The sequence below is a fragment of the Kaistia hirudinis genome, assembly GCF_014196455.1.
Lineage (GTDB): Bacteria > Pseudomonadota > Alphaproteobacteria > Rhizobiales > Kaistiaceae > Kaistia > Kaistia hirudinis.
In genome coordinates this window covers 950516-972272 of the sequence record NZ_JACIDS010000001.1, presented here as the reverse complement: position 1 = coordinate 972272, position 21757 = coordinate 950516, and the positions used below count along the sequence as shown (strand labels likewise).

20 protein-coding genes are annotated in these 21757 nt (G+C 67.8%); 8 read left to right on the top strand and 12 right to left on the bottom strand.

Annotated features, from left to right (window positions below; all coding sequences use genetic code 11):
- Positions 1-36: 36 nt before the first annotated feature.
- The 8 genes from GGR25_RS04475 to GGR25_RS04440 all read right to left on the bottom strand — a co-directional run bounded on the left by GGR25_RS04475 (position 37) and on the right by GGR25_RS04440 (position 8381).
- Positions 37-1251 (bottom strand): molybdopterin molybdotransferase MoeA, encoded by a 1215-nt coding sequence (locus GGR25_RS04475; RefSeq protein ID WP_343067965.1) that lies wholly within the window; start codon positions 1249-1251, stop codon positions 37-39.
- Positions 1248-1730 (bottom strand): cyclic pyranopterin monophosphate synthase MoaC, encoded by a 483-nt coding sequence (moaC, locus tag GGR25_RS04470; RefSeq protein WP_183397485.1) that lies wholly within the window; start codon positions 1728-1730, stop codon positions 1248-1250. Before moaC ends, GGR25_RS04475 begins: the two co-directional genes overlap by 4 nt.
- Positions 1730-2242, bottom strand: a complete 513-nt coding sequence (locus GGR25_RS04465) for a GNAT family N-acetyltransferase (protein WP_183397484.1) — start codon at positions 2240-2242, stop codon at positions 1730-1732. The genes moaC and GGR25_RS04465 overlap by 1 nt, the downstream gene beginning before the upstream one ends.
- Positions 2243-2257: 15 nt before the next feature.
- On the bottom strand, positions 2258-3058 hold the full coding sequence (trpC, locus tag GGR25_RS04460) for an indole-3-glycerol phosphate synthase TrpC (RefSeq protein ID WP_183397483.1): 801 nt from the start codon (positions 3056-3058) through the stop codon (positions 2258-2260).
- 4 nt (positions 3059-3062) lie between these two features.
- Positions 3063-4076, bottom strand: coding sequence for an anthranilate phosphoribosyltransferase (gene trpD / locus GGR25_RS04455; RefSeq protein WP_183397482.1), 1014 nt, complete (start codon positions 4074-4076; stop codon positions 3063-3065).
- Positions 4077-4086: 10 nt separating this feature from the next.
- Positions 4087-4698: an anthranilate synthase component II gene (locus GGR25_RS04450; RefSeq protein WP_183397481.1), complete on the bottom strand. Its 612-nt coding sequence runs from the start codon at positions 4696-4698 to the stop codon at positions 4087-4089.
- Positions 4699-4722: 24 nt separating this feature from the next.
- On the bottom strand, positions 4723-6234 hold the full coding sequence (trpE, locus tag GGR25_RS04445) for an anthranilate synthase component I (RefSeq protein ID WP_183397480.1): 1512 nt from the start codon (positions 6232-6234) through the stop codon (positions 4723-4725).
- Positions 6235-6500: 266 nt separating this feature from the next.
- Positions 6501-8381, bottom strand: coding sequence for a peptidylprolyl isomerase (locus tag GGR25_RS04440; protein WP_210299796.1), 1881 nt, complete (start codon positions 8379-8381; stop codon positions 6501-6503).
- Positions 8382-8637: 256 nt separating this feature from the next.
- Here GGR25_RS04440 and tpiA point away from each other — a divergent pair, with 256 nt between their 5' ends.
- The 5 genes from tpiA (at position 8638) to GGR25_RS04420 (ending at position 14268) form a co-directional block, all read left to right on the top strand.
- The gene (gene tpiA, locus GGR25_RS04435) at positions 8638-9393 is read left to right on the top strand and encodes a triose-phosphate isomerase (protein ID WP_183397478.1); all 756 of its coding nucleotides are present in this window, start codon (positions 8638-8640) and stop codon (positions 9391-9393) included.
- A gap of 120 nt (positions 9394-9513) precedes the next feature.
- Positions 9514-10122: a preprotein translocase subunit SecG gene (gene secG, locus GGR25_RS04430; protein WP_183397477.1), complete on the top strand. Its 609-nt coding sequence runs from the start codon at positions 9514-9516 to the stop codon at positions 10120-10122.
- 16 nt (positions 10123-10138) lie between these two features.
- Positions 10139-10264 (top strand): hypothetical protein, encoded by a 126-nt coding sequence (locus GGR25_RS24910; RefSeq protein WP_281378547.1) that lies wholly within the window; start codon positions 10139-10141, stop codon positions 10262-10264.
- An 11-nt stretch (positions 10265-10275) separates the two neighbouring features.
- Positions 10276-11904, top strand: coding sequence for a CTP synthase (gene pyrG, locus GGR25_RS04425; RefSeq protein ID WP_183397476.1), 1629 nt, complete (start codon positions 10276-10278; stop codon positions 11902-11904).
- 216 nt (positions 11905-12120) lie between these two features.
- Positions 12121-14268, top strand: coding sequence for a SulP family inorganic anion transporter (locus GGR25_RS04420; protein ID WP_183397475.1), 2148 nt, complete (start codon positions 12121-12123; stop codon positions 14266-14268).
- Positions 14269-14293: 25 nt separating this feature from the next.
- Here the strand turns inward: GGR25_RS04420 and GGR25_RS04415 are convergent, their stop codons facing one another.
- From GGR25_RS04415 to efp, 3 genes are all read right to left on the bottom strand, one after another.
- Positions 14294-15604, bottom strand: a complete 1311-nt coding sequence (locus GGR25_RS04415) for an alpha/beta fold hydrolase (RefSeq protein ID WP_210299795.1) — start codon at positions 15602-15604, stop codon at positions 14294-14296.
- 167 nt (positions 15605-15771) lie between these two features.
- Positions 15772-17301, bottom strand: coding sequence for a putative bifunctional diguanylate cyclase/phosphodiesterase (locus tag GGR25_RS04410; RefSeq protein WP_183397474.1), 1530 nt, complete (start codon positions 17299-17301; stop codon positions 15772-15774).
- Between the two features lie 213 nt (positions 17302-17514).
- On the bottom strand, positions 17515-18081 hold the full coding sequence (gene efp / locus GGR25_RS04405) for an elongation factor P (protein WP_183397473.1): 567 nt from the start codon (positions 18079-18081) through the stop codon (positions 17515-17517).
- 155 nt (positions 18082-18236) lie between these two features.
- On the opposite strand from efp, the gene epmA reads away from it, so the two are divergent.
- Genes epmA through GGR25_RS04390 form a run of 3 tightly spaced genes read left to right on the top strand, consistent with a single transcriptional unit; the run spans position 18237 to position 21017 of the window.
- Complete coding sequence (gene epmA, locus GGR25_RS04400) at positions 18237-19283, top strand: EF-P lysine aminoacylase EpmA (RefSeq protein WP_183397472.1); 1047 nt, start codon at positions 18237-18239, stop codon at positions 19281-19283.
- Positions 19284-19300: 17 nt separating this feature from the next.
- The gene (locus GGR25_RS04395) at positions 19301-20380 is read left to right on the top strand and encodes a lysine-2,3-aminomutase-like protein (protein ID WP_183397471.1); all 1080 of its coding nucleotides are present in this window, start codon (positions 19301-19303) and stop codon (positions 20378-20380) included.
- Positions 20373-21017 carry an FMN-binding negative transcriptional regulator gene (locus GGR25_RS04390; RefSeq protein WP_183397470.1) on the top strand — a complete coding sequence of 215 codons (645 nt, stop codon included), beginning with the start codon at positions 20373-20375 and terminating at the stop codon, positions 21015-21017. The genes GGR25_RS04395 and GGR25_RS04390 overlap by 8 nt, the downstream gene beginning before the upstream one ends.
- Here GGR25_RS04390 and GGR25_RS04385 read toward each other — a convergent pair.
- Positions 21014-21625, bottom strand: a complete 612-nt coding sequence (locus tag GGR25_RS04385; RefSeq protein ID WP_183397469.1) for a DUF6198 family protein — start codon at positions 21623-21625, stop codon at positions 21014-21016. The two genes, GGR25_RS04390 and GGR25_RS04385, sit on opposite strands and share 4 nt — an antisense overlap.
- Positions 21626-21757: the final 132 nt, after the last annotated feature.

Genomic DNA, 21757 nt, shown 5'->3' with positions numbered 1-21757 from the left:
GTGGAAAATTGGGCGCTCAAATAGGCATGCCGCTCGTCAAGGCAAAATGACGATGCGGCAAGGATCGCCCGCCTTGGCCTCCGGCGCGTGTGGCGGGCGCACGATCAGGCAGCCGGCCGATGCGAAGGTCGAGAGCATCGAGCTGTCCTGTCGTGGCAGGGGCGTTGCGACAGGAAGCCCGTTTCCGTCCTCGGTGAGCGTCGCCCGGACGTAGTCCTGGCGCTGATCATTCGCCCGCATCGCCGCGCCGAGCCGGGCGGGCACGGTCGGATCGCCGGGCGGCAGCCCGAGCTTGGCGGCGATCAGCGGACGCAGGAAGAGCAGCGCGCAGACGAAGCTGGAAACGGGGTTTCCCGGCAAGCCGAGGATCCGCGTTGCGCCGATCCGCCCGAAGATCAGCGGCTTGCCGGGCCGCATCGCGATCTTCCAGAAGCCGAGCTCCATGCCGCGACCTGCGAGCACCTCGCGGGAAAGGTCATGCTCGCCGACGGACGCGCCGCCGAGCGTGACAAGGATGTCCGCGCCATCCGCGAGGCCGTCATCGACCGCCGCGGCGAAGCGGGCGCGGTCGTCCGGCACGATGCCGAGATCGATCGGCACGCCGCCGGCCTCCGCAATCAAAGCCGCGAGGCCGAAGCTGTTCGAGGCGACGATGCGATCCGGCGGAATGTCGCCGCCGGGCGGCACCAGTTCGTCGCCCGTGGCGAGCAGGGCGACGCGCGGCCGCCTCCGGACCGGAACATGCGCATGGTTCATCGCCGCGGCGAGCGACAATTGCCGCATGCCGAGCTTGAGCCCGGCCGGGAGCATGATGTCGCCAGCGGCAAAATCGAGCCCGCGCCTTCTTACATGCTGGCCGGGGCGCACGGCCTCGCGGGCGCGAATGCGTCCGCCCTCCAGCGTCTCTGCATCCTCCTGCAGCAGGACCGAATCGGCGCCTGCCGGCAGATGCGCGCCGGTGAAGATGCGCACCGCCTGGCCCACGCCGACGGTGCCGTCGAAGGGCGTCCCGGCCGGCGCCGTCCCGATCACGGTCAGCTCGGATGCTGAAGCTGCGACATCGGCAGCGCGCACGGCATAGCCGTCCATGGCGGAGACATCCGCCGGCGGCTGGGTGCGCAGCGCCGCAAGGGGCGCGGCGAGGATGCGGCCACGCGCCTCGGCGAGCGGCACATCCTCGGCCGGCATCGGCGCGACGCCGTCGAGCACGCGGGCGAGCGCTGCCTCGACCGGCAGAAGTCCACTGCTCACGGCTCGGCCTTCCAGTCGCCCGAGCGGCCGCCGCTCTTCTCCAGAAGGCGGATCGGGCCGATCGTCATGCCGCGATCCACGGCCTTCGCCATGTCGTAGAGCGTCAGGCATGCGACCGAGACGGCCGTCAACGCCTCCATCTCCACGCCCGTGCGATCGGCAACGCGTGTCAGGGCGCGCACACGGAGGCCGGGAAGCGATTCGTCCGGCTCGATATCGACGGTGACTTTGGAGAGCATGATCGGGTGGCAGAGCGGGATCAGCTCATGCGTCTTTTTCGCGGCCATGATCCCGGCGATACGTGCCGTCGCGATCACGTCGCCCTTGGCCGCGGCGCCGGAGCGGATCAGCGCCAGCGTCTGCGGCGCCATATGGACGGCACCCTCGGCGATCGCCATGCGGCTGGTGACGGCCTTGTCCGACACGTCGACCATATGGGCGGCACCGGTCGCGTCGAGATGCGTGAGACGAGGGGCCATCACGAAAGCTCCTTGCGCATGAAGATGCGCCGTTCGAGCGGCAATCCCGCCGCGCGCTCCAGCGAGCGGAGCACGAAGAAGGCGGGCGTCCAAGCGCTCTCCTCGACGAGGGCGAAGCGGCGCCGCGCATAGAACGGCGCGTTCCAGGGCACGTCGGCGAAGGTCGAAAGCGTCAGTGCCCCCATGCCGCGATCATGCGCCCGATCGGCGATGGCGTCGAGGAGCGCTCCGCCGATGCCGCGTCCGCCATGCGTCGGCGCGACGGAGATCTCATAGATGTGCAGCGCGTCGTCGAGACGCCCCGCGAGAACGAAGCCGACGAGGGCGCCTTCCGATTCCGCGCCAAGCACTTCGCCGTGCTGCATGAGAGAGTGGATGAACGCCGCGTCGTTCGGTTCACCCTCCGCCAGCGCGTCGAGGCCGACGTCGCGAAAGCGTATCGCGGCGGCGCGCTCGATATCCTGCAGGCGGCCAATCTCGCTCGCCCGCGCGGGGCGGATGGTGACGGACATCGTGATGAAGGTTCCTCAGGCGGCGCGGCGGCCGAGCAGTTCTTCGGTCGCGCGCGTCACGTCGGCCTGGCGCATCAGGCTCTCGCCGACGAGATAGGTGCGGATGCCCACCTTGGTGAGCCGGTCGACATCGGCCTTGGTGAAGATGCCGCTCTCGCCGACGAGCGTGCGATCCGCCGGAACGCGCGGCGCCAGGCGCTCGGAGGTTTCCAGCGTAACGTCGAAGGTGCGGAGGTTGCGGTTGTTGATGCCGATCAGCGGCGAGGCGAGGGCGAGCGCGCGGTCGAGTTCTGCATCGTCATGCACCTCGATGAGCACGTCCATGCCGAGTTCGAGCGCGGTGCCCTCGATCTCTGCGGCGACGCTATCCTCGACCGCAGCCATGATGATCAGGATGCAATCGGCGCCGAGCACGCGCGACTCATAGACCTGATAGGGCTCGTAGATGAAATCCTTGCGCAGCGCCGGGAGCGCCGCCGCCTCGCGGGCCTGCGCGAGGAACTCGGCGGCGCCCTGGAAATAGGGGCCGTCGGTGAGCACCGAAAGACAGGCCGCGCCGCCGGCTTCATAGGCGGCGGCGAGGCTCGGCGGATCGAAATCCGGCCGGATCAGGCCCTTGGACGGGCTCGCCTTCTTGATCTCGGCGATCAGCGCCGGCTCGCCGGCATCGATCCGGCGCCGGAGCGCGGCGTGGAAGCCACGCGTCGGGGCGGTGTCGAGCGCGCGCGCCTTGATTTCGCTCGGACGAATGCGCGCCTTGGCGGCCTCGATCTCGGCGCGCTTGGTGATCTCGATCTTGGCGAGGATGTCGCTCATCGTCCTATCCGTTGGTGATCGCGATGAGTCGGTCGAGCCGGTCATGCGCGCGGCCTTCGTCGATCGAGGCGGCTGCGAGCGCGACGCCTTCGACCAGCGAGGCGGCTCGCCCGGCGACGACCAGCGCGGCGGCGGCATTCATCAGCACGGTGTCGCGATAGGCGCTGCGGGCGCCATTGAGAAGGGCACGGAGCGCCGCCGCGTTATGCACCGCATCGCCGCCCTTGATGGCTTCGAGCGGCGAGATGGGCAGGCCGAGCGCGTCGGGTTCGATCGTGAAGCTCGCCACCGTGCCGTCCTTGAGCTCGGCGACCTGCGTCGGGCCGGCGGTCGAGATCTCGTCGACGCCGCCGGCACCATGCACGATCCAGGCGCTCTCGGTGCCGAGCGCCGCGAGCACATAGGCGAGGGGTTCCAGCCATTCCGGCGCGTAGACGCCGACGACCTGGCGCTTCACGCCGGCCGGATTGGAGAGGGGCCCGAGCAGGTTGAAGATCGTGCGCGTGCCGAGCTCGACGCGCGCCGGACCAACATGCTTCATCGCGGAGTGATGCGCCGGCGCGAACATGAAGCCGATCCCGGCCTCGCGAATCGCCCGCCCGATCGTCTCCGGCGTCACGTCGACATTGACGCCGAGTGCGGCCAGCACGTCGGCGGCACCCGATCTGGACGAGAGCGCACGGTTGCCATGCTTGGCGACCGGCACGCCTGCGCCCGCCACGACGAAGGCCGAGGCGGTCGAGATGTTGAAGGTGTGCGAGCCGTCGCCGCCCGTCCCGACGATGTCGATCGCGCCTTCCGGCGCGGAGACGGGCAGCATCTTGGCGCGCATGGTCGCAACCGCGCCGGTGATCTCGTCGATCGTCTCGCCGCGCACGCGCAGCGCCATCAGGAAGCCGCCGATCTGCGCGGGCGTCGCCTCGCCGGACATGATGATGTTGAAGGCGGCCTCCGACTCGCTGCGTGCGAGCGGTTTGCCGGCGGCGACCTTGGCGATGAGTGTCTTCAGGTCCGACATGCTCGTCCTCTCACGCGACGGACTGGGCTGCGCGATGGCGTGCATTCCAGTCGGCGGCGATGTCGAGGAAGTTCTTCAGCATGCGGTGCCCGTGTTCCGAGGCGATGCTCTCGGGATGGAACTGCACGCCGTGCATCGGCAGGCTTTTGTGCATGGCGCCCATGACGACGCCGTCCTCGGCCTCGGCCGTGATCTCCAGCACGTCCGGCATGGTTTCGCGGCGCACCTGCAGCGAATGATAGCGCGTCGCCTGGAAGGGACCGTTGATGCCGCGGAAGACGCTGCGACCGCGATGCGAGATCGTGGAGATCTTGCCGTGCATCTGGCTCGGCGCGCGCACGACGTCGCCGCCCATCGCCTGGCCGATCGCCTGATGGCCGAGGCAGACGCCGAAGATCGGGATCGTCGCGCCGGCACGGTCTATCAGGTCAAGGCAGATCCCCGCCTCGTTCGGCGTGCAGGGGCCAGGCGACAGCACGATCCCCTCTGGATCGAGCGCGATCACCTCGTCGACGGTGATCTTGTCGTTGCGGCGGATGATCAGCTCGGCACCCAGTTCGCCCAGATAATGGACGAGGTTGTAGGTGAAGCTGTCGTAGTTATCGATGACGATGAAGGCCATGATCCTACCCTCTTCCTGCCCCGATCACTGCCCACGTCCGGCCTGAGAAGCGAACTTTACCGCTTCCTCGGCCGCACGGAAGAGTGCCCGCGCCTTGGCGACGCATTCCTGGTGCTCGCTCTCGGGCACCGAGTCGGCGACGATGCCGGCGCCAGCCTGCGCATACATCTTGCCGTCCTTGACGATCGAGGTGCGCAGAACGATGCAGGTGTCCATGGCGCCGTCGGCCGAGAAATAGCCGACGCAGCCGGCATAGATGCCGCGCTTCTCCACCTCGAGCTCGTCGATGATCTCCATGGCGCGCACCTTGGGCGCCCCGGAGACCGTACCGGCCGGGAAGCCGGCGGCCAGCGCGTCGAGCATGTCATACTCGGCCGAGAGGCGGCCGATCACGTTCGACACGATGTGCATGACCTGGCTGTAATATTCGAGGAAGAACTTGTCGGTGACCTTCACCGAGCCGATCTCGGCGACGCGGCCGACATCGTTGCGGCCGAGATCCAGCAGCATCAGATGCTCGGCGAGTTCCTTCGGATCGGCGAGGAGTTCCGCCGCCAGTTCCGCGTCGCGTTCCGGCGTTTCGCCGCGGCGGCGCGTCCCGGCGATCGGACGGATGGTGACCTCGCCGTCGCGCACGCGCACCAGGATCTCCGGGCTCGAGCCGGCGACGGAGAAGGAGCCGAAGTCGAGATAATAGAGGAACGGCGAGGGATTGGTGCGGCGGAGCGCGCGATAGAGCGAGAAGGGCGGCAGTTCGAACCGCGCCTCGAAGCGCTGCGACAGCACGACCTGGAAGATGTCGCCGGCCGCGATGTATTCCTTCGCGCGGGCCACCATCGCCAGATAGCGCTCATGCGGCGTGTTCGAGACCACCGGCACGGAGAGATCGACGTCGGCCGGGCCGCCGGCATGATGCAGCGGTCCCTCCAGCGTCTCGACCACCCGCGTCAGCCGCTCGACGGCCTTGGCATGCGCCCGCTCGGCGCCGACGCCCGGCTCGGGGCGGATCGGCGTGACGATGGTGATCTCGTCCTTCACCGCGTCGAAGATGACCATGACGGTCGGGCGCAGCAGGATCGCGTCCGGCACGCCGAGCGCATCGGGATTGGGTGCGCCCAGCTCCTCCATCTGGCGGACCATGTCGTAGCCGAGATAGCCGAAAATGCCGGCCGACATGGGCGGCAGGCCGTGCGGCAGCTCGATCTGCGATTCGGCGATGAGGCTGCGGATTGCGTCGAGCGAGCGGCCCTCCATCGGCTCGAAATGTTCGCCCGAGGCCGGGGAGCGGTTCACCTCCGCGCGCTCGCCGATGGCGCGGAAGACGAGGTCCGGCTCGATCCCGATCATCGAATAGCGGCCGCGCACCGCGCCGCCTTCGACCGATTCGAGCAGGAAGCAGTTCGACCGTCCGGCCGACAGCTTCAGCATGGCGGAGACGGGCGTTTCGAGGTCGGCGACCATTCGCGTCCAGACGACCTGCGGCTCTCCGCTTTCATAGCGGCGCGCGATCGTCTCAAGCGACGGCTCGATCAGCATGATATCGGTCCATTGGTTCGGCGGGCCTGGTGCGCCCGTGCGGTCGTTCGGGAGAGGGTGATGGAGATCGTCGTCCCGGCGCTGCCGGGACAGGCGATCAGCGCCATCGCCAGAGATCGCGCGGAGCGACGGCGCCCGCCCGGATGCCACCGACCGATGCGATGGTCGCAAGGAACCGCTCCGCCCCGAGGGGGCGGGCAGGGCGGAGTTCCTGCGCGCGGTTCTTCATCATCGTGGCTCTCGGGCCTTCCCGACCTCGACCGTCGTCAGCTCGCGCCGATCACGCGCTGCACGGCCGTCTGATTTATGCTGGCTCCGAGCGAATTCTGCAACTCGTTCACATATTGCTGCAGCAGATCGTTCTGGATCGCCTCGGCAAGCTGCTTCTCGACAGCCGCGACGGCCGGATCGCCCGCCTTGAACGGCGTCTCGGTCACATCATCGACCTTGAGCACGATCTGCTGATCCGGATCGGCGCCCGGCGCGGTCGCGACATGGCCCTTCGGACCGCCAAAGGCAGCCTTGAGCGCGTCGACCGAGAAATCGGCCGGCGGCTTGGAGCCGCGCGTCTGGCCGCTGTCGGTTTCGACCTTCAGAGAAAGCGCGCTGGCCGCCGCCTCGAGCGTCTCGCCCTTGGTGCCGACGCTGTCCGCAATCTCTTTGGCCTTGGCCGCGAGGCGGTCGGCGGTCGTCGCCTTGCGCCAGGCGTCGACGACCTTCTGGCGAACCTCGTCGAGCGTGCGGTCATGCGCCGGATTGATCGAGTTCACCGCATACCAGACCGAGCCATTGTCATCGGTCGGGATCGAGGCATTGTCGATGCCGACATCGCTCTCGAACGCGCCCTTCAGCAGGGCGTCCTTCGCGGGGAGGTCGTCGACCGGCTTGCCCTCGGCGTCGTTGCCGCTCTGGTCGACATCGACCTTGACGAGCTTCAGCTTGTTCTTGGTCGCGATCTCGTCGAGCGTCGCGCCGCCTGCCTTCGCGTCCTCGATCGAATCGCGGATCGTGGCGATGTCGTTGCGCGCGGCCGTCAGCGCGAGGTCCTGCTTGATCTCGTCCTTGACCTCGTCGAACGGCTTCACATGCTCCGGCATCAGGTCGGTGGCATAGACGATGACCGGGCCGAACGAGCCGACGATCACGTCGGAGGCGGTGTTCGGCGCGAGGCTGAACGCGGCTTCGGCGACCTTGGGATCGATCAGCTTGTCGCGGGTCACGACGCCGAGATCGGCATCCTCCATCTTGCGGCCCGATCCCTCGACGGCGCTCTCGAACGTCGCGCCGCCCTTGAGGCTGGCAGCCGCCGCCTGGGCCGTGCTCTCGTCGGTGAAGATGAGCTGGTAGACATGGCGCGTCTCGGGCGTCGTGTAGCTCGTCTTGTTGGCGTCGTAATATTTCTGCGCGTCGGCATCCGTGATCGCCTGCGGATCGAGAATGTCCTCGGGCTGCAGCTTCACATAGGAGATTTCGCGCATCTCCGGCGCGCGCCAATCGGCCTTGTGGTCGTTGAAATAGGCCGTCAGCTCGTCGGCATTGGGCTGGCCGACATCGGGAATCGCGGAAGCCGGAATCACGATGTAGCTGATCGTGCGTGCTTCGGTCTGGTAGGCGTGCAGCGCCTCGGCGAGCGCCGTCGGCAGCGTGGCGCCGGCCGAAAGCGTGGCGGCGAGCTGGCGGCGCTTCTCGGACGCCTCGCGCTCCATGACGTAGTCGTCCTCGGTCATGCCGCGCTGGCGCAGGCGCTGGACGAAGAAGGTACGGTCGAAGGTTCCTGCCGGCCCCTTGAAGGCCGGGTCCTCGCCGATCTCCTTGATCAGCGTGTCCTGCGAGACGCCGAGACCGAGCGTGTCGGCCTGGTCGTCGAGGGCGGCTTCGGCGATGAGCTGGCCGAGGACCTGGTTCGGCAGGCCGAACGCCTTCGCCTGGTCGGGCGTGATCGCCTGGCCGACTCGCTGCGAGAGATTGTCGATGGCGCCGCGATAGGCGCGGTCGAAATCGACCACGGTGATCTCGGTATTGCCGACCTGGGCCACCGTATTGGTGTTGATGCCCGACAGCGCACCGGCGATGCCCCAGATCGCGAAGGAGACGATCAGAATTCCGATCAGGATCTGCGCCACCCAGCCGGAGGCATATCTGCGCATGGTCTCGAGCATCGGATTCCTTTCGAACGTCTCGCGCCGCGGGTGGCGAGCCAATGTGAGCGGCCGTACACCCCCGCTTTTGGGCGCGCGATCATAGAAAGGTGATCGGCCCCCGGCAAGGCGGGGTCGACGACCTTGATGACGACGTCGCAAACGCGCCTAGCGACCGCTCCGGAATGGTCCGCGCCAAGACTTGACACATGCGCCGGGAATGGGCGCATACCGGCGGTAACGCGCCCGGATCGGAGGAAATCGCATGCACGCCCGCAAGCCGCTTGTCGTCGGCAATTGGAAGATGAACGGCCTCAAGGCCTCGGCCAGCGAGTTCGGTCGCATGGTCGAGGGCTATGGTGCGGGGCTGCGGCATCGCGTCCAGCTCGTCGTCTGCCCGCCGGTGACGCTGCTGTCGACCTTCGCCGTGATCGCACTCGGTTCGCGCGTGGGAATCGGTGCGCAGGATTGCCATCCCGGCACGCATGGCGCGCATACGGGCGATATCTCGGCCGAGATGATCGCCGATACGGGCGCGGCCTTCGTCATCGTCGGCCATTCCGAGCGGCGCATCGCCCATCGCGAGAGCGACGCCGATGCGCGCGGCAAGGTGAAGGCCGTCCATCATGCCGGCCTGATCGCGATTCTCTGCGTCGGTGAGACGGCTGAGGAACGCAAGGCGGGCCTTGCCTTGCAGGTGATTGACGGCCAGCTCGAGGGCTCGCTGCCGGAGGGGCTGACGGGTGACGATCTGGTCGTCGCTTATGAGCCGGTCTGGGCCATCGGCACGGGCGTCACGCCCTCGCTTTCCGATATCGCCGAGATGCACGCGCATATAAGGCTGCGCCTCGTCGAGCGCTTCGGCGAGGAGGGCGGGCGCATCCACATCCTCTATGGCGGCTCGGTGAAGCCGTCCAACGCATCCGACATTCTGGCCATTTCAGACGTCAATGGCGCGCTGGTGGGCGGAGCCAGCCTGAAGGCGGCGGACTTCCTCGGCATCGCCTCGGCATACGTCTGAGGCCTGTGCCGCGGCTTGCGCCGCGCTGCCGCGCCTCCATATGTAGGCCGGCGCACTGGAAACGTTCAGATCGATCGTGTACAACGCGCCCAAATTTCAGGGTTCCGACCAGAGACATCGATGCAGACAGTCATCATCGTGATCCACCTGATGGTGGTCGTCGCGCTCGTCGCCGTTGTTCTATTGCAGCGTTCGGAGGGTGGCGCCCTCGGTATCGGTGGCGGAGGCGGCTTCATGACCGCCCGCGGCTCGGCCAATGTGCTGACCCGCACCACGGCGATTCTCGCTGCGGCGTTCTTCGCGACCTCGATCATCCTGACGCTCATCACGCGTTACGGTGACCGCCCGGCCTCGATCCTCGACCGGATCCAGAGCGAATCAAGCTCGACCTCGACGCCGGCCTCGGCGCCCGCGGGCGGCGGCATTCTCAACCAGCTGCCGGGCCAGAAGCTCGGCGATCAGGGTGCGAACGGCGCTGCTCCGGCCGCGACGGCGCCTGCCGCCGATGCGGCGGCTCCGGCAACCGCTCCCGCGGCTTCCGAGCCGGCTGCGCCTGCCGCGGCCGCTCCGGCGGCCACCGAGCCCGCCGCACCTGCGGCTGCTGCGCCTGCCGCTTCGGAGCCGGCTGCCGCCGCTCCCGCGCCGGCCGCGACGCCTGCACCGGCCGCAACGCCTGCGGCTCCGGCCACGTCCGAGCCTGCGGCGCCCGCCGCGCCCGCCCAGCAATAGGGCAGGCGAGAACACTTTGAAGCGCGTCGCCGCCCGGCATCTGGCGGCGACGTTTCGTTTGGAGGCCTCGCAAAGCGCCGCGACCGCCGAAAGGCGGGGACGGATCGCTTTTGTCGAGGCGAATCGTTTTGAGGAAGGCTAAGGTCAAGGCCCATGGCGCGGTACGTATTCATCACCGGCGGCGTGGTTTCGTCCCTCGGCAAGGGCATCGCTTCGGCGGCCCTCGGAGCCATGCTCCAGTCGAGAGGATACCGGGTCCGCCTCAGGAAGCTCGATCCCTATCTCAACGTCGATCCGGGCACGATGAGCCCGTATCAGCACGGCGAGGTCTTCGTCACCGACGACGGCGCCGAGACCGATCTGGATCTCGGCCATTACGAGCGCTTCACGGGCCGTCCGGCCTCGAAGGCGGATTCGGTCACCACCGGCCGCATCTATCAGGAAATCATCACCAAGGAGCGGCGCGGCGATTATCTCGGCGGCACCGTGCAGGTCATTCCGCACGTCACCGACGCGATCAAGGCGTTCGTCCTCTCGGGCAATGACGACGTCGATTTCGTGCTGTGCGAGATCGGCGGCACGGTCGGCGACATCGAGGCGATGCCGTTCCTGGAAGCCATCCGTCAGATCGGCAACGATTTGCCGCGCGGCGACGTCGTCTATATCCACCTGACGCTGCTGCCCTATATCCCGAGCGCCGGCGAGCTTAAGACCAAGCCGACGCAGCATTCCGTGAAGGAGCTGCGCTCGCTCGGCATCCAGCCCGATATCCTGCTCTGCCGCTCCGATCGCCCGATCCCGAAGGAAGAGCGGCGCAAGCTTTCGCTCTTCTGCAATGTGCGCGAGAGCGCCGTGATCCAGGCGCTCGACGTCGCGCATATCTATGACGTGCCCACGGCCTATCATGCCGAGGGGCTGGACGACGAAGTGCTGGCCGCCTTCGGCATCAAGGGCGCTCCGTCGCCCAATCTCGACCGCTGGACGGCGCTGACCAACAAGATCCGCAATCCGGAGGGCGAGGTCACGATTGCCGTCGTCGGCAAGTACACCGGCCTCAAGGATGCCTATAAGTCGCTGATCGAAGCGCTGCAGCATGGCGGCGTCGCCAATACGGTCAAGGTCAACATCGACTGGATCGAGAGCGAGATCTTCGAGAAGGAAGATCCGGCGCCCTATCTGGAGCGCGTCAACGGCATTCTCGTGCCCGGCGGGTTCGGCGAGCGCGGTTCGGAAGGCAAGATCAGCGCGGCCGGCTTTGCCCGCCGTCGCAAGGTGCCCTATTTCGGCATCTGTTTCGGCATGCAGATGGCGGTGATCGAGGCGGCGCGCAGTCTCGCGGGCGTCGAGAACGCCAGCTCGACCGAATTCGGCCCGACGCCAGAACCGGTTGTCGGCCTGATGACCGAATGGCTGAAGGGCAACATGCTCGAAAAGCGCCATTCGGCCGGCGATCTCGGGGGCACCATGCGGCTCGGCGCCTATGAGGCGAAGCTCGAGGCGGGCTCCAAGATCGCGTCGATCTATCGCGCGACGACGATCCACGAGCGCCACCGCCACCGCTACGAGGTCAATATCGACTACAAGGACCGCCTGGAGGCCTGCGGCATGCACTTCGCGGGCATGTCGCCGGACGGCGTCCTGCCGGAGACCGTAGAGTTCCTGAACCATCCCTGGTTCATCGGCGTGCAGTACCATCCGGAGCTGAAGTCGCGGCCGCTTGAGCCGCATCCGCTGTTCGCCTCCTTCATCGCCGCCGCCAAGGAACAATCCCGCCTCGTGTGAGCGTCGCGCCGTAAGGCGCGCTCTCCCATTGCTCGCGGGACGTTCCTGACCCAAGATCACCCGGTTCGCGGGTATCGACGGGGAATGCCCCACGACCCGACGGGCTGCCTGCGGGGCAAGCCCCGCTTCCGTCGGTCGATATGGCGAGAGGCGCGCCAAGGGGGGAATGTGACGAGCGACAATGGGCCGGTTCGCCGCGCCGCGGAGACCCTTGTCGTGGGTCTTCTCATCGGCATCCTCGCCATCATCTTCGCCATTTCCTTTTCGGCGATCGTCTTTTCCGGCCCGCTCGCGCGTTTTCTCCCGCAGGGAATCGGCATTGCGCTGTTCAGCGCCACGGTCCTGAACACGCTGATCGGGCTCGGCTCGTCCTATCGCGGCATGATCGGTCCGCCGCAGGACATGACGGCGGCGATCCTGGCGCTCGCCGCCGCGCAGTTCGCCGCCGTGCCCGCGCTGACGGTCGCCGGCGCGCCTCTCTTCGAGACGGCCGTCGTCATGCTCGCCGTCGCGGCGCTGTCGACCGGCGTCGTGCTCATGGCGCTCGGCCGCTTCCGCCTCGGCCTGCTGGTCCGCTTCATTCCCTATCCGGTGGTCGGCGGATTCCTGGCGGCGACCGGATGGCTGCTGATCAAGGGCGCGACCGGCTTCATGACTGACATGCCGGTCCAACTCCGCACGCTGGCTAAGCTCGGCGAAGCCTCGACGCTCGTTGCCTGGGTGCCGGGGGCGCTCCTCGGCATCGCCATGCTGGTGGCGTCACGCCGCGTGAAGCATGCCGCGACCTTGCCCGTGGTGCTCGTTCTGGGCGGCGTTGTCTTCTATGCCGTCGCGGCTCTCGCCGGCTATTCGGCCGAGGCCTTGCAGGCGAGGGGACTGCTGATCGGTCCTCTTCCGCCGGCGGGGATGTGGCAGCCTCTGACGCCGGACGTGCTGGGGCGGGCCGATTGGGGCGCGATCGGCGCGGCCTGGCCGCTCCTCGCCAGTACCGTGGCGCTCGCCGTCGTCGGCGTCCTGCTCAACGCGACCGGCATCGAGTTCGCGACGCATCGCGAGGTCGATCTCGATCGTGAGCTGTGCGCCGCGGGCCTCGCCAATGTGGCCGTTTCGGCCGGCGGCGGGCTGATCGGCTTCCAGGGACTCGGCCTGACCGTGCTTGCCGAGCGGCTGGGCCGCCCGAGCCGCGCCGTTCCCCTTGTGGTCGCGCTTCTCTCGGCGGTCGCGCTCTTTGCCGGCGCGGGCGTGCTCTCCTTCGTCCCGCGCATGATCGTCGGCGGCGTCACCATCTTCATCGGCCTCGACTTTCTCGCCAACTGGCTGGTCGAGAGCCGCCGCCGCCTGCCGGTCAGCGAGTATGCAATCGTCCTCCTGATCTTTGCCGTCGCCGCCGGCGTCGGCTTCCTGGAGGGCGTCGCTGTAGGGCTCTTTGCCGGCCTCGTGCTGTTCGTGCTGTCCTATAGCCGCGCCGACATCGTCCGCCATCGCCTGACGCGGGCGACGTTCCGCTCGAATGTCGACCGGCCGCAGGCCGACGAGCAGAGACTGATCGACCGTGGCAGCGAGATCGAGATCCTCGTCCTCGAGGGCTACATCTTCTTCGGCACCGCCCATCGGCTGATCGCCGACATCGAAGCGCGCACGGCGGCCGAGCCGCGGACGGTTCGCTTCCTAGTGCTGGATCTGCGCCTCGTCAGCGGAATGGATTCGTCGGCGGTGCATGCCTTCGCGAAACTTCGCCGTCTGGCGGAGCAGCGCGGCTTCACCATCCTCCTCAGCGAACCGCCGCCGGCCGCGCTCGCGCAGTTTCGCCGCGACGCCGGCGGCGACGAGATCGGCATGCCCGTTCTGCCCGATCTGGACCATGCCGTCGAATGGTGCGAGCGCCGCCTGCTCGAAGAGGATCCGGACTGGCGCGACGCGCCGATGGAGCAACTCGCAGACTGTCTCGGGCGCGAGGTCGGCGATACGGCGATGGCGCTGCGGATCGCGCGCTATTTCGAGCCGCTGTCGCTCGGCGATGGCGGCATCGTCATGGAAGGCGGCAGCCACGGGCGCGATCTCTATTTTCTCGAGTCCGGCCGTCTTGCTGTGTCAGATCCGGATGGCGGCACCCGATCCAGGCGCCTGCGCTCCATTCTCGCCGGCAACGTCGTTGGCGAGATCGGCCTCTATCTCGGCCTGCCGCGCACGGCGACCGTGGTCGCACAGGGCGCGTGTGGCCTACAGCGGCTCTCCGAGGCGGCGTTCGAGACGATGCAGATCGAGGAGCCGGCGGCGGCCGGCGCCTTGCACAAATTCGTGCTGCGCCGCGCGGTCCTCCGCCTCGCTCATGCCAATCGCCATCTGCTGGCATTGAGCCGCTGATCCGGAACGGTTCCGAACCGGCGCGTCAGCCGCCGGACTTGCAGCCGTCTTCGATGGCCTTGCCGGCAATGCGGTCCTGAATCCACGGCACATAGAGCGGCGCCGAGGCGCCCGGCGTCGAGAAATGCGTCTGCTCGCCGTCCAGCTGGACGCGCGTGATATTGCCGCCAAGGCCGCACATCTGCTTGCGATAGAGTTCGCCCATGACCGGCGGGACGACCGTGTCATGCGTGCCCCAATAGATGATCACCGGCGCGACCGGCTTCACCGGCTCCACGCTGCCCTTGATCAGGGCGTTCGACCAGGCGAGCGCATTGGTCGGTGCGGCGCGGAGCAGCGTCTTGTAGTCGGCGCCGACGGCATAGTTCAGCGTGTCCGATGTGACGTGGACGCATTTCTGCGAGACGATCGCGTCGATCATGGTCGCGCCGTCCTCGGTGAAGAGATCGGTGAGCTTCAGATCGGGGAACGCGGCCTCGGTGGCCCACATGAACATGATGAAGTGGGTGAAGTTGAAGACATTGTCGGAGAAGCTCGCCGTCAGGCCCGCAATCACCTTCTCGGCCGAGGCTTCGTCGGTCGGGACGGACGGAGCGGCGGCCGCGACGTCGTCGGGGGCCAGCGCGACGAAGCCGACGAATTCGATGCCGTCGGCCGCCGTACCCGGCTCGGCGATATAGTCGCTGAGGCTCGCGGCGGCCAGCGTCGCGCCGCCGCCCTGCGACCAGCCATAGACGACGGCCTTCTTGCCGGCGCCCGTCTCGCTCATCGAGGCGGCGGCGCGGACGGAGTTGATCACGTCGCGCCCATTGGTCGCCGCGATCGAGTACTGGTGCTTTCCGCCGGCTCCGAGGCCCTGATAATCCGTCGCGACGACGACATAGCCGTCCTTTACGAAGGTCTCGACGCTCGGAAGGCCATAGTCCGTCCAGGAATTTCCGCCGACGAGGAAGTACTGGTTCAGGGCCTGCGCGGGATCGGGAACCTGCGACGGACCGCAATTCTGCGCGGTTCCCGTCGTCCCGTGCGCCCAGGCGATCACCGGACGGCCTTCCTTCGGTGCCGGTCCGTCCGGCGCCACGACCAGCCCCGTCGACAGGGTCTTGCGGCCCGCAGCGTCGGACGAGACATAGACGATCCGCCAGGCCTTGGCGCCGGGAATGCGCGTCGCCACGGGCTCGCTCTTGAGCACCGTGCCGAGGTTCCCGTCGGCCTTGAGCGCGCTGGCCGCCTCATAGAAGGGCGGCAGTGAGACGTCGGCCGAGGCGGCCGCGGCCGCCACGCAGGATCCGACAGCACACAGGAACATGGCTGCGAGTCGATTGCGCATCCGCATGGAAGCCTCCTCCTTCATCCGGCTGCTCGGGCGTTGACGCCGGTTCGGCCGCGTCCGGAAGATGAATGCGGACAGCAGCCCGGCTAGAGCTTCGTCATGGCGTGACGGAAAGGTCAAGCTGAGGACCTCCGCCAGGCTGAACGACGGGTTATCCGGATGCGGCGGGCCTAGATCGCCAGGCGCGGCAGGACGCCGATCGGATTGCCGACCAGCTCGCGGAGCCAGTCGAGCGTCGCGTCGGCGGGCTTGGGATGGCCGAACAGGAAGCCCTGGCCGATGTCGCAGCCGACATCGCGCAGGATATCGGCGACATCCGCGATCTCGATGCCCTCCGCCGTCGTCTCGAGGTCGAGCGCGTGGGCGAGCTGGACGATGGCGCGCACCATCCGCCAATTGTCGACATTCTTGCGCGCGCCTTCGACGAAGAGCCGGTCGATCTTGACCCGGTCGATTGGCAGGTCCGAGAGATGGCGGAGGCTCGAATAGCCGGTGCCGAAATCGTCGAGCGCCACGGCGACTCCGGCTTCGCGGAGCGCGATCAGGCTCTGGCGCGCCGAGGACACCTCGTCGACCAGCGCATTCTCGGTGATCTCGAGTTCGAGGCGCGCGGGGCTCATGCCGGTCTCGCGCAGGATGGCGAGGATCCGCGTCGCCAGCTGCGGCTCGGCGAACTGGGTCGGCGAGACATTGACCGAAATGCCGAGTTCGCCCGGCCAGTTGCGCGCATCGGCGCAGGCCGTGGTGAGGATCTGGTAGAAGAGATCGCCGACGCGGCCGAGTTCCTCGGCGAGCGGAATGAAGGACGCCGGCGGGATCAGGCCATATTGCGGATGCTGCCAGCGCGCCAGCACCTCGAAGCCGGTCAGGCGTCCGTCGTCGAGCGCGATCAGCGGCTGATAGAAGGGCACGATCTCGCCCGCGGCGATGGCGCGGCGCAGATCCGCCTCGAGGGTCGAGCGCAGCCGCAGCGCCTCGTCCATGCCGGCCTCGAAGAAGCGGATCGATCCGCGCCGCGTCCGCTTGCCCTCGGCGAGGGCGAGGTTGGCGGCGCGCATCAGCTCCTCGCTGCCGGCATTGCGAAATTCCGATGTCGCGACGCCGATCGTCGCGCCGACGCGGAGCAGGCCCTGCGGGATCGAGATCGGCGCGGAGAGCGTCTCCAGCATGCGGCGGGCGAGATGCTCGGGCGTGTTGTCGATCGTGTCGAGTTCGAGCAGCAGGCCGAACTCGTCGCCGCCGAGGCGGGCGATCGTCGTGCCGCGCCCATTGAAGATCGACATGCGCCGGGCCGTCTCGATCAGCACCGTGTCGCCCACGGCATGGCCGTGCACGTCGTTGACGTTGCGGAAATGATCGAGATCGACGGTGAAGAGCGCGAAATGCGGGCCGTCGAGACGCCGTGCCTCGATCACGCGGGCGAGCGCGCCGAGAAAGGCTGTGCGGTCCAGCAGCCGTGTGAGCGGATCAGTCTGATGGACGGGGGCGGAAGCGAAGCGGGCAGGCGCCTGGGCCGCGCGCGCCTCGGCGCCGCGTTCGCGCCAGAGCATATAGGCGACGGCGGCGCCGCCCAGGCCGGAAAGCAGGCCGAGTGCAGCTGGGATCCATGGACTGACGGCGCGGCCGGACGCAATGCCATCCACCCCGACCAGAAGCGCCGAGAGCAGGGCCGCGATGCTGACCGCGATCGCAAGATCCAATAAAGCCCGCGACCTCACGCGCAGCCACTCCCCCGATACTGCGATCCGCAAGATCCACACGAGCCCGTCCGGGCAGGCCAGACTCGCTCGTGATCCTTGAACAATCGGTTAACCATGGCGTGTGGTCAAGCCAAGCAGGCCACTTGTGGGCCTGCGTGGCATGTCGACAACAGCCGTCGTTCGTCGCGGGTCGGGGGAGGCCCGCGGCGTGCCTCAGTCCTTGGCGCGCTCGACGTAGGAGCCGTCGGCGGTCATGACGACGATGCGCGTGCCCGGTCCGATATGCGGCGGAACCATCGAACGGACGCCGTTCGACAGGATGGCCGGCTTGAAGGAGGACGAGGCGGTCTGGCCCTTGGTGGTCGGCTCGGTCTCGACGACTTCGAGCGTCATGCGCTGCGGCAGTTCGATTGCGACGGCCTGGTCCTGGAAGATCGACAGGCGGACGACCATGCCTTCCTGCAGATAGGGCGCGTAATCGCCGACGACATCGGCCGAAACGGAGATCTGGTCGTAGTTCTCCGTGTTCATGAAGGTGTAGGATTCGCCGTCCTTGAACAGGTAGGAGAAGTCACGGTCTTCGACGAAGGCGCGCTCGACCTGCTCGGTGGTCTTGTAGCGGTTCGAAATCTTCACACCGTCCGAGAGGCGGCGCATGTCGATCTGCGTCGTCGGCGTGCCCTTGCCGGGGTGGAAGCTCTCGGCGATGAGCACGACGTAGAGCTTGCCATCGATCTCGATGATGTTGCCCTTGCGGATCTGGCTGGCGATGACCTTCACTGAAACTTTCCTCGATCTAAGGCGCGGCACCGGAAAACCGGCGCGGATTGGCGCGCACCATACCGATTCCGCACGTCTGCGCCAGTGCAAACTCATGCGCCGCCTGTCGCCGGACGGCTTGAACTCTCCGAATGCGTCGGGCAGTTGGTGATCCCATGACGCCAATCGCTTCGCCCTGGTGGACGCCGCATGTCCACGCCGACCGCCGGCCGCTGCTTCTCGCGCGTGGCCGCATCAAGGCGCGCGTCGCCGGCTATTTCGCCGAGGCCGGCTTCACGGAGGTCGAATGCGGCGTGCTGCAGGTCTCGCCCGGCAATGAGGCGCATCTGCACGCCTTCGCCACGGAGCGGCTTTATCCCGATGGGCGGCGGAAGCCGCTTTATCTGCACACGTCGCCGGAATTCTCGGCCAAGAAGCTGCTCGCCGCGGGCGAGACGCGGATCTGGACGCTCGGCCCCGTTTTCCGTAATCGCGAGGAGGGCGCCCGCCACGCCGCCGAGTTCGCGATGCTCGAATGGTATCGCGTCGGCGAGCCCTATTCGGCGCTCATGGAGGACTGCGCGCGGCTGATGGCGGCGGCGGCCGAGGCTGCCGGAAGCAGGACGTTCCGCCATCGCGGCCTCGCATGCGACCCCTTCGCCGAGCCGGAGCGCCTCGGCGTGCCGGAGGCGTTCGCGCGCTTCGCCGGCATCGACCTGCTCGCGACGATCGAGCCCGGCGGCGCGACGGACGGCGCGGCGTTCGCGGCGGCGGCGCGGGAGGCCGGCATCCGCCTTGCCGAGGACGACACTTGGAGCGACATCTTCAGCCGCATCCTCGTCGAGAAGGTGGAGCCGCATCTCGGCATCGGCCGGCCGACCATCCTGATGGACTACCCGATCGCCGAGGCGGCGCTGGCGCGGCGCAAGGCCGATGATCCGCGCCTCTCCGAGCGCTTCGAGCTCTATGGCTGCGCGCTGGAACTCGCCAATGGCTTCGGGGAGCTGACCGACCCGGCCGAGCAGCGCCGCCGCTTCCTCGCCGAGATGGACGAGAAGCAGCGCGTCTATGGCGTGCGCTATCCGCTCGACGAGGATTTCCTCGCCGCGCTGGCGATCATGCCGGACGCGGCGGGCATCGCGCTCGGCTTCGACCGGCTCGTCATGCTGGCCACCGGCGCCACGCGGATCACCGACGTGATCTGGACACCGATGGCCGAATGATCGAAGAGAGGCGGATCATGCCGCGCTCTCCCGTCGTTCCGATCGAAAAGCCGCTCACGCTGCGCACGCCGCAAAGCCTCGTCGAGGCCGGCCTCGCGCCGCCCGAGGCGCTGGAGGGGCTGCAGGACGTGGCCGCCCGCTACGCGATCGCCGTGACGCCGGCCATGGCCGATCTCGTCGACCCGGCCGATCCGTCCGATCCGATCGCGCGCCAGTTCCTGCCCGACAGTCGCGAGCTGGATCATCGGCCGGAGGAGCGCGCCGACCCGATCGGCGACGACGTGCATAGTCCGGTGCCCGGCCTCGTCCATCGCTATCCCGACCGCGTGCTGCTGAAGCTCGTGCATGTCTGCGCCGTCTATTGCCGCTTCTGCTTCCGCCGCGAGAGCGTCGGTCCGGGCGGGCCGACGCTGATGGGTGACGATGAGCTGGAGGCCGCGCTCGCCTATCTCCGCGCTCATCCCGAAGTGTGGGAGATCGTGATCACGGGCGGCGATCCGCTCGTCGTCGCGCCGCGCCGGTTGGGCGCGCTGCTGGAACGGCTGGCGAGCCTCGATCACGTGCGCATCCTGCGCTTCCATACGCGCGTGCCGGTCGTCGATCCGCCGCGCATCTCGGCGGAGCTCGTCTCCGTCCTCAAGGGCTGCGGCAAGACGGTCTATGTCGCCGTCCATGCCAATCATCCGCGCGAATTCACGCCGGAGGCGCGCGCCGCGCTGGCGCGCCTTGCCGATGCCGGCATCCCGCTGGTCAGCCAGACCGTGCTGCTGAAAGGCGTCAACGACGACCCCGAGACCATGGCCGCGCTGATGCGCGCCTTCGTCGAGGCGCGGGTGAAGCCCTATTATCTGCATCACGGCGACCTCGCGCCCGGAACGAGCCATTTCCGCACGACGATCGAGGAGGGCAGGGCGCTGATGCGCGCGCTGCGCGGCCGCCTCTCCGGCCTCGCCCAGCCGACCTATGTGCTCGACATCCCCGGTGGCTACGGCAAGGTGCCGGTCGGGCCGGATTATGTCGGCGACGGCATCGTCATCGATCCGGACGGCCAAGAGCATGTCTATGGCGTCGATGGCGATGAGGCGCGTCATGTATAGGCCGCCCGCCTTTCGCGAGGATCGGCTCGAGGTGCTGCACGCCTTCATCCGCGCGCATCCGCTGGGCATGCTCGTCAGCGCCGGGGCGGGCGGCTTGATGGCCAACCCGATCCCGTTCCTCGTCGATGAGGCCGCCACCGAGAAGGGCCTGCTGCGCGCCCATCTCGCCAAGGCCAATGACCAGCTGGCGGCGCTCAGGCAGGGCGCCGAGGTCATGGTGCTGTTCCAGGGACCTGACGCCTATGTGACGCCGAGCTGGTACGCATCGAAGCGCGAGCACGGCAAGGTCGTGCCGACCTGGAACTATGCGACGGTTCACGCCTGGGGCACGCCCCGCGTCATCGACGACGAGACCTGGCTCCGCGGTCAGATCGGCGATCTCACGCTGTCGCGGGAGGCGAGCCGGGAGCATCCCTGGGGCGTCGAAGATGCGCCGGCGGATTTCCTGGCCGGACAGATCAAGGGGATCGTCGGGCTCGAGATCCCGATCGCGCGCATCGAGGGCAAGTGGAAGGTCAGCCAGAACCGCTCCGCCGCCGATCGCCAGGGCGTCGTCGACGGCCTCAGGCAGGAAGCGCCCGAGAAGGGCGACATGGCCGACCTCGTCGAGCAATGCGGCGATATCAGCCGCGACTAGAATCCCGCATAGCGTCCGGGCTTGTGATAGAGCGCCAGGACGAGGTTGAGGCAGAGCGTCGCGACAATCGAGAGCGCGACATGCAGCGGCTCCATCAGCAGGAACGCCGCCCCGACGACGACGGCATCCGCGACCATGAGCACGCGGCCCGCGCGCCAGCCATAGCGCTCCTGCAGGAAGACGGCGACCATCATGAAGCCGCCGACGCCCGCCCTGTGCCGCACCAGCGCCAGCATGCCCATGCCGCAGAGCAGTCCGCCCAGCATGGCCGCGAAGATCGGCTCGACATGGCCGATCGTGAACAGCCGCGGCAGCAGGCTCGCCTCCAGCGACAGGAGCCCGGTCGCGAGCACCGAGCGAACCAGATAGGCGCGGCCGAGTGTGACATAGGCGAAGACGAAGACCGGCACGTTGATCAGGAAGAACACGGTGCCGAAATCGGCATGGGTCGTCAGATAGACGAGGAAGGCGATGCCGGCCGTGCTGCCGACGCCGAGGCCGGCCGCCTTCAGTACGGTCAGGCCGAGCGCGACGAACAGCGTGCCTATGACGAACGCCAGCGTGTCCTCATAGGGCGAATGGGCAAGCGAGGGACTGCTGAGGGACATGCCGGTTTCCGCCGATGGCTGCCTGAGAAGACTCCCACTAGGTCAGTGTTGCTTACCTAAATGAGCGACGCAAGCCTCAATTTCAGGCAGGCTCGTTTCGGTGCCAGATGCGGGTCGCGCGGTGTTTGCCCC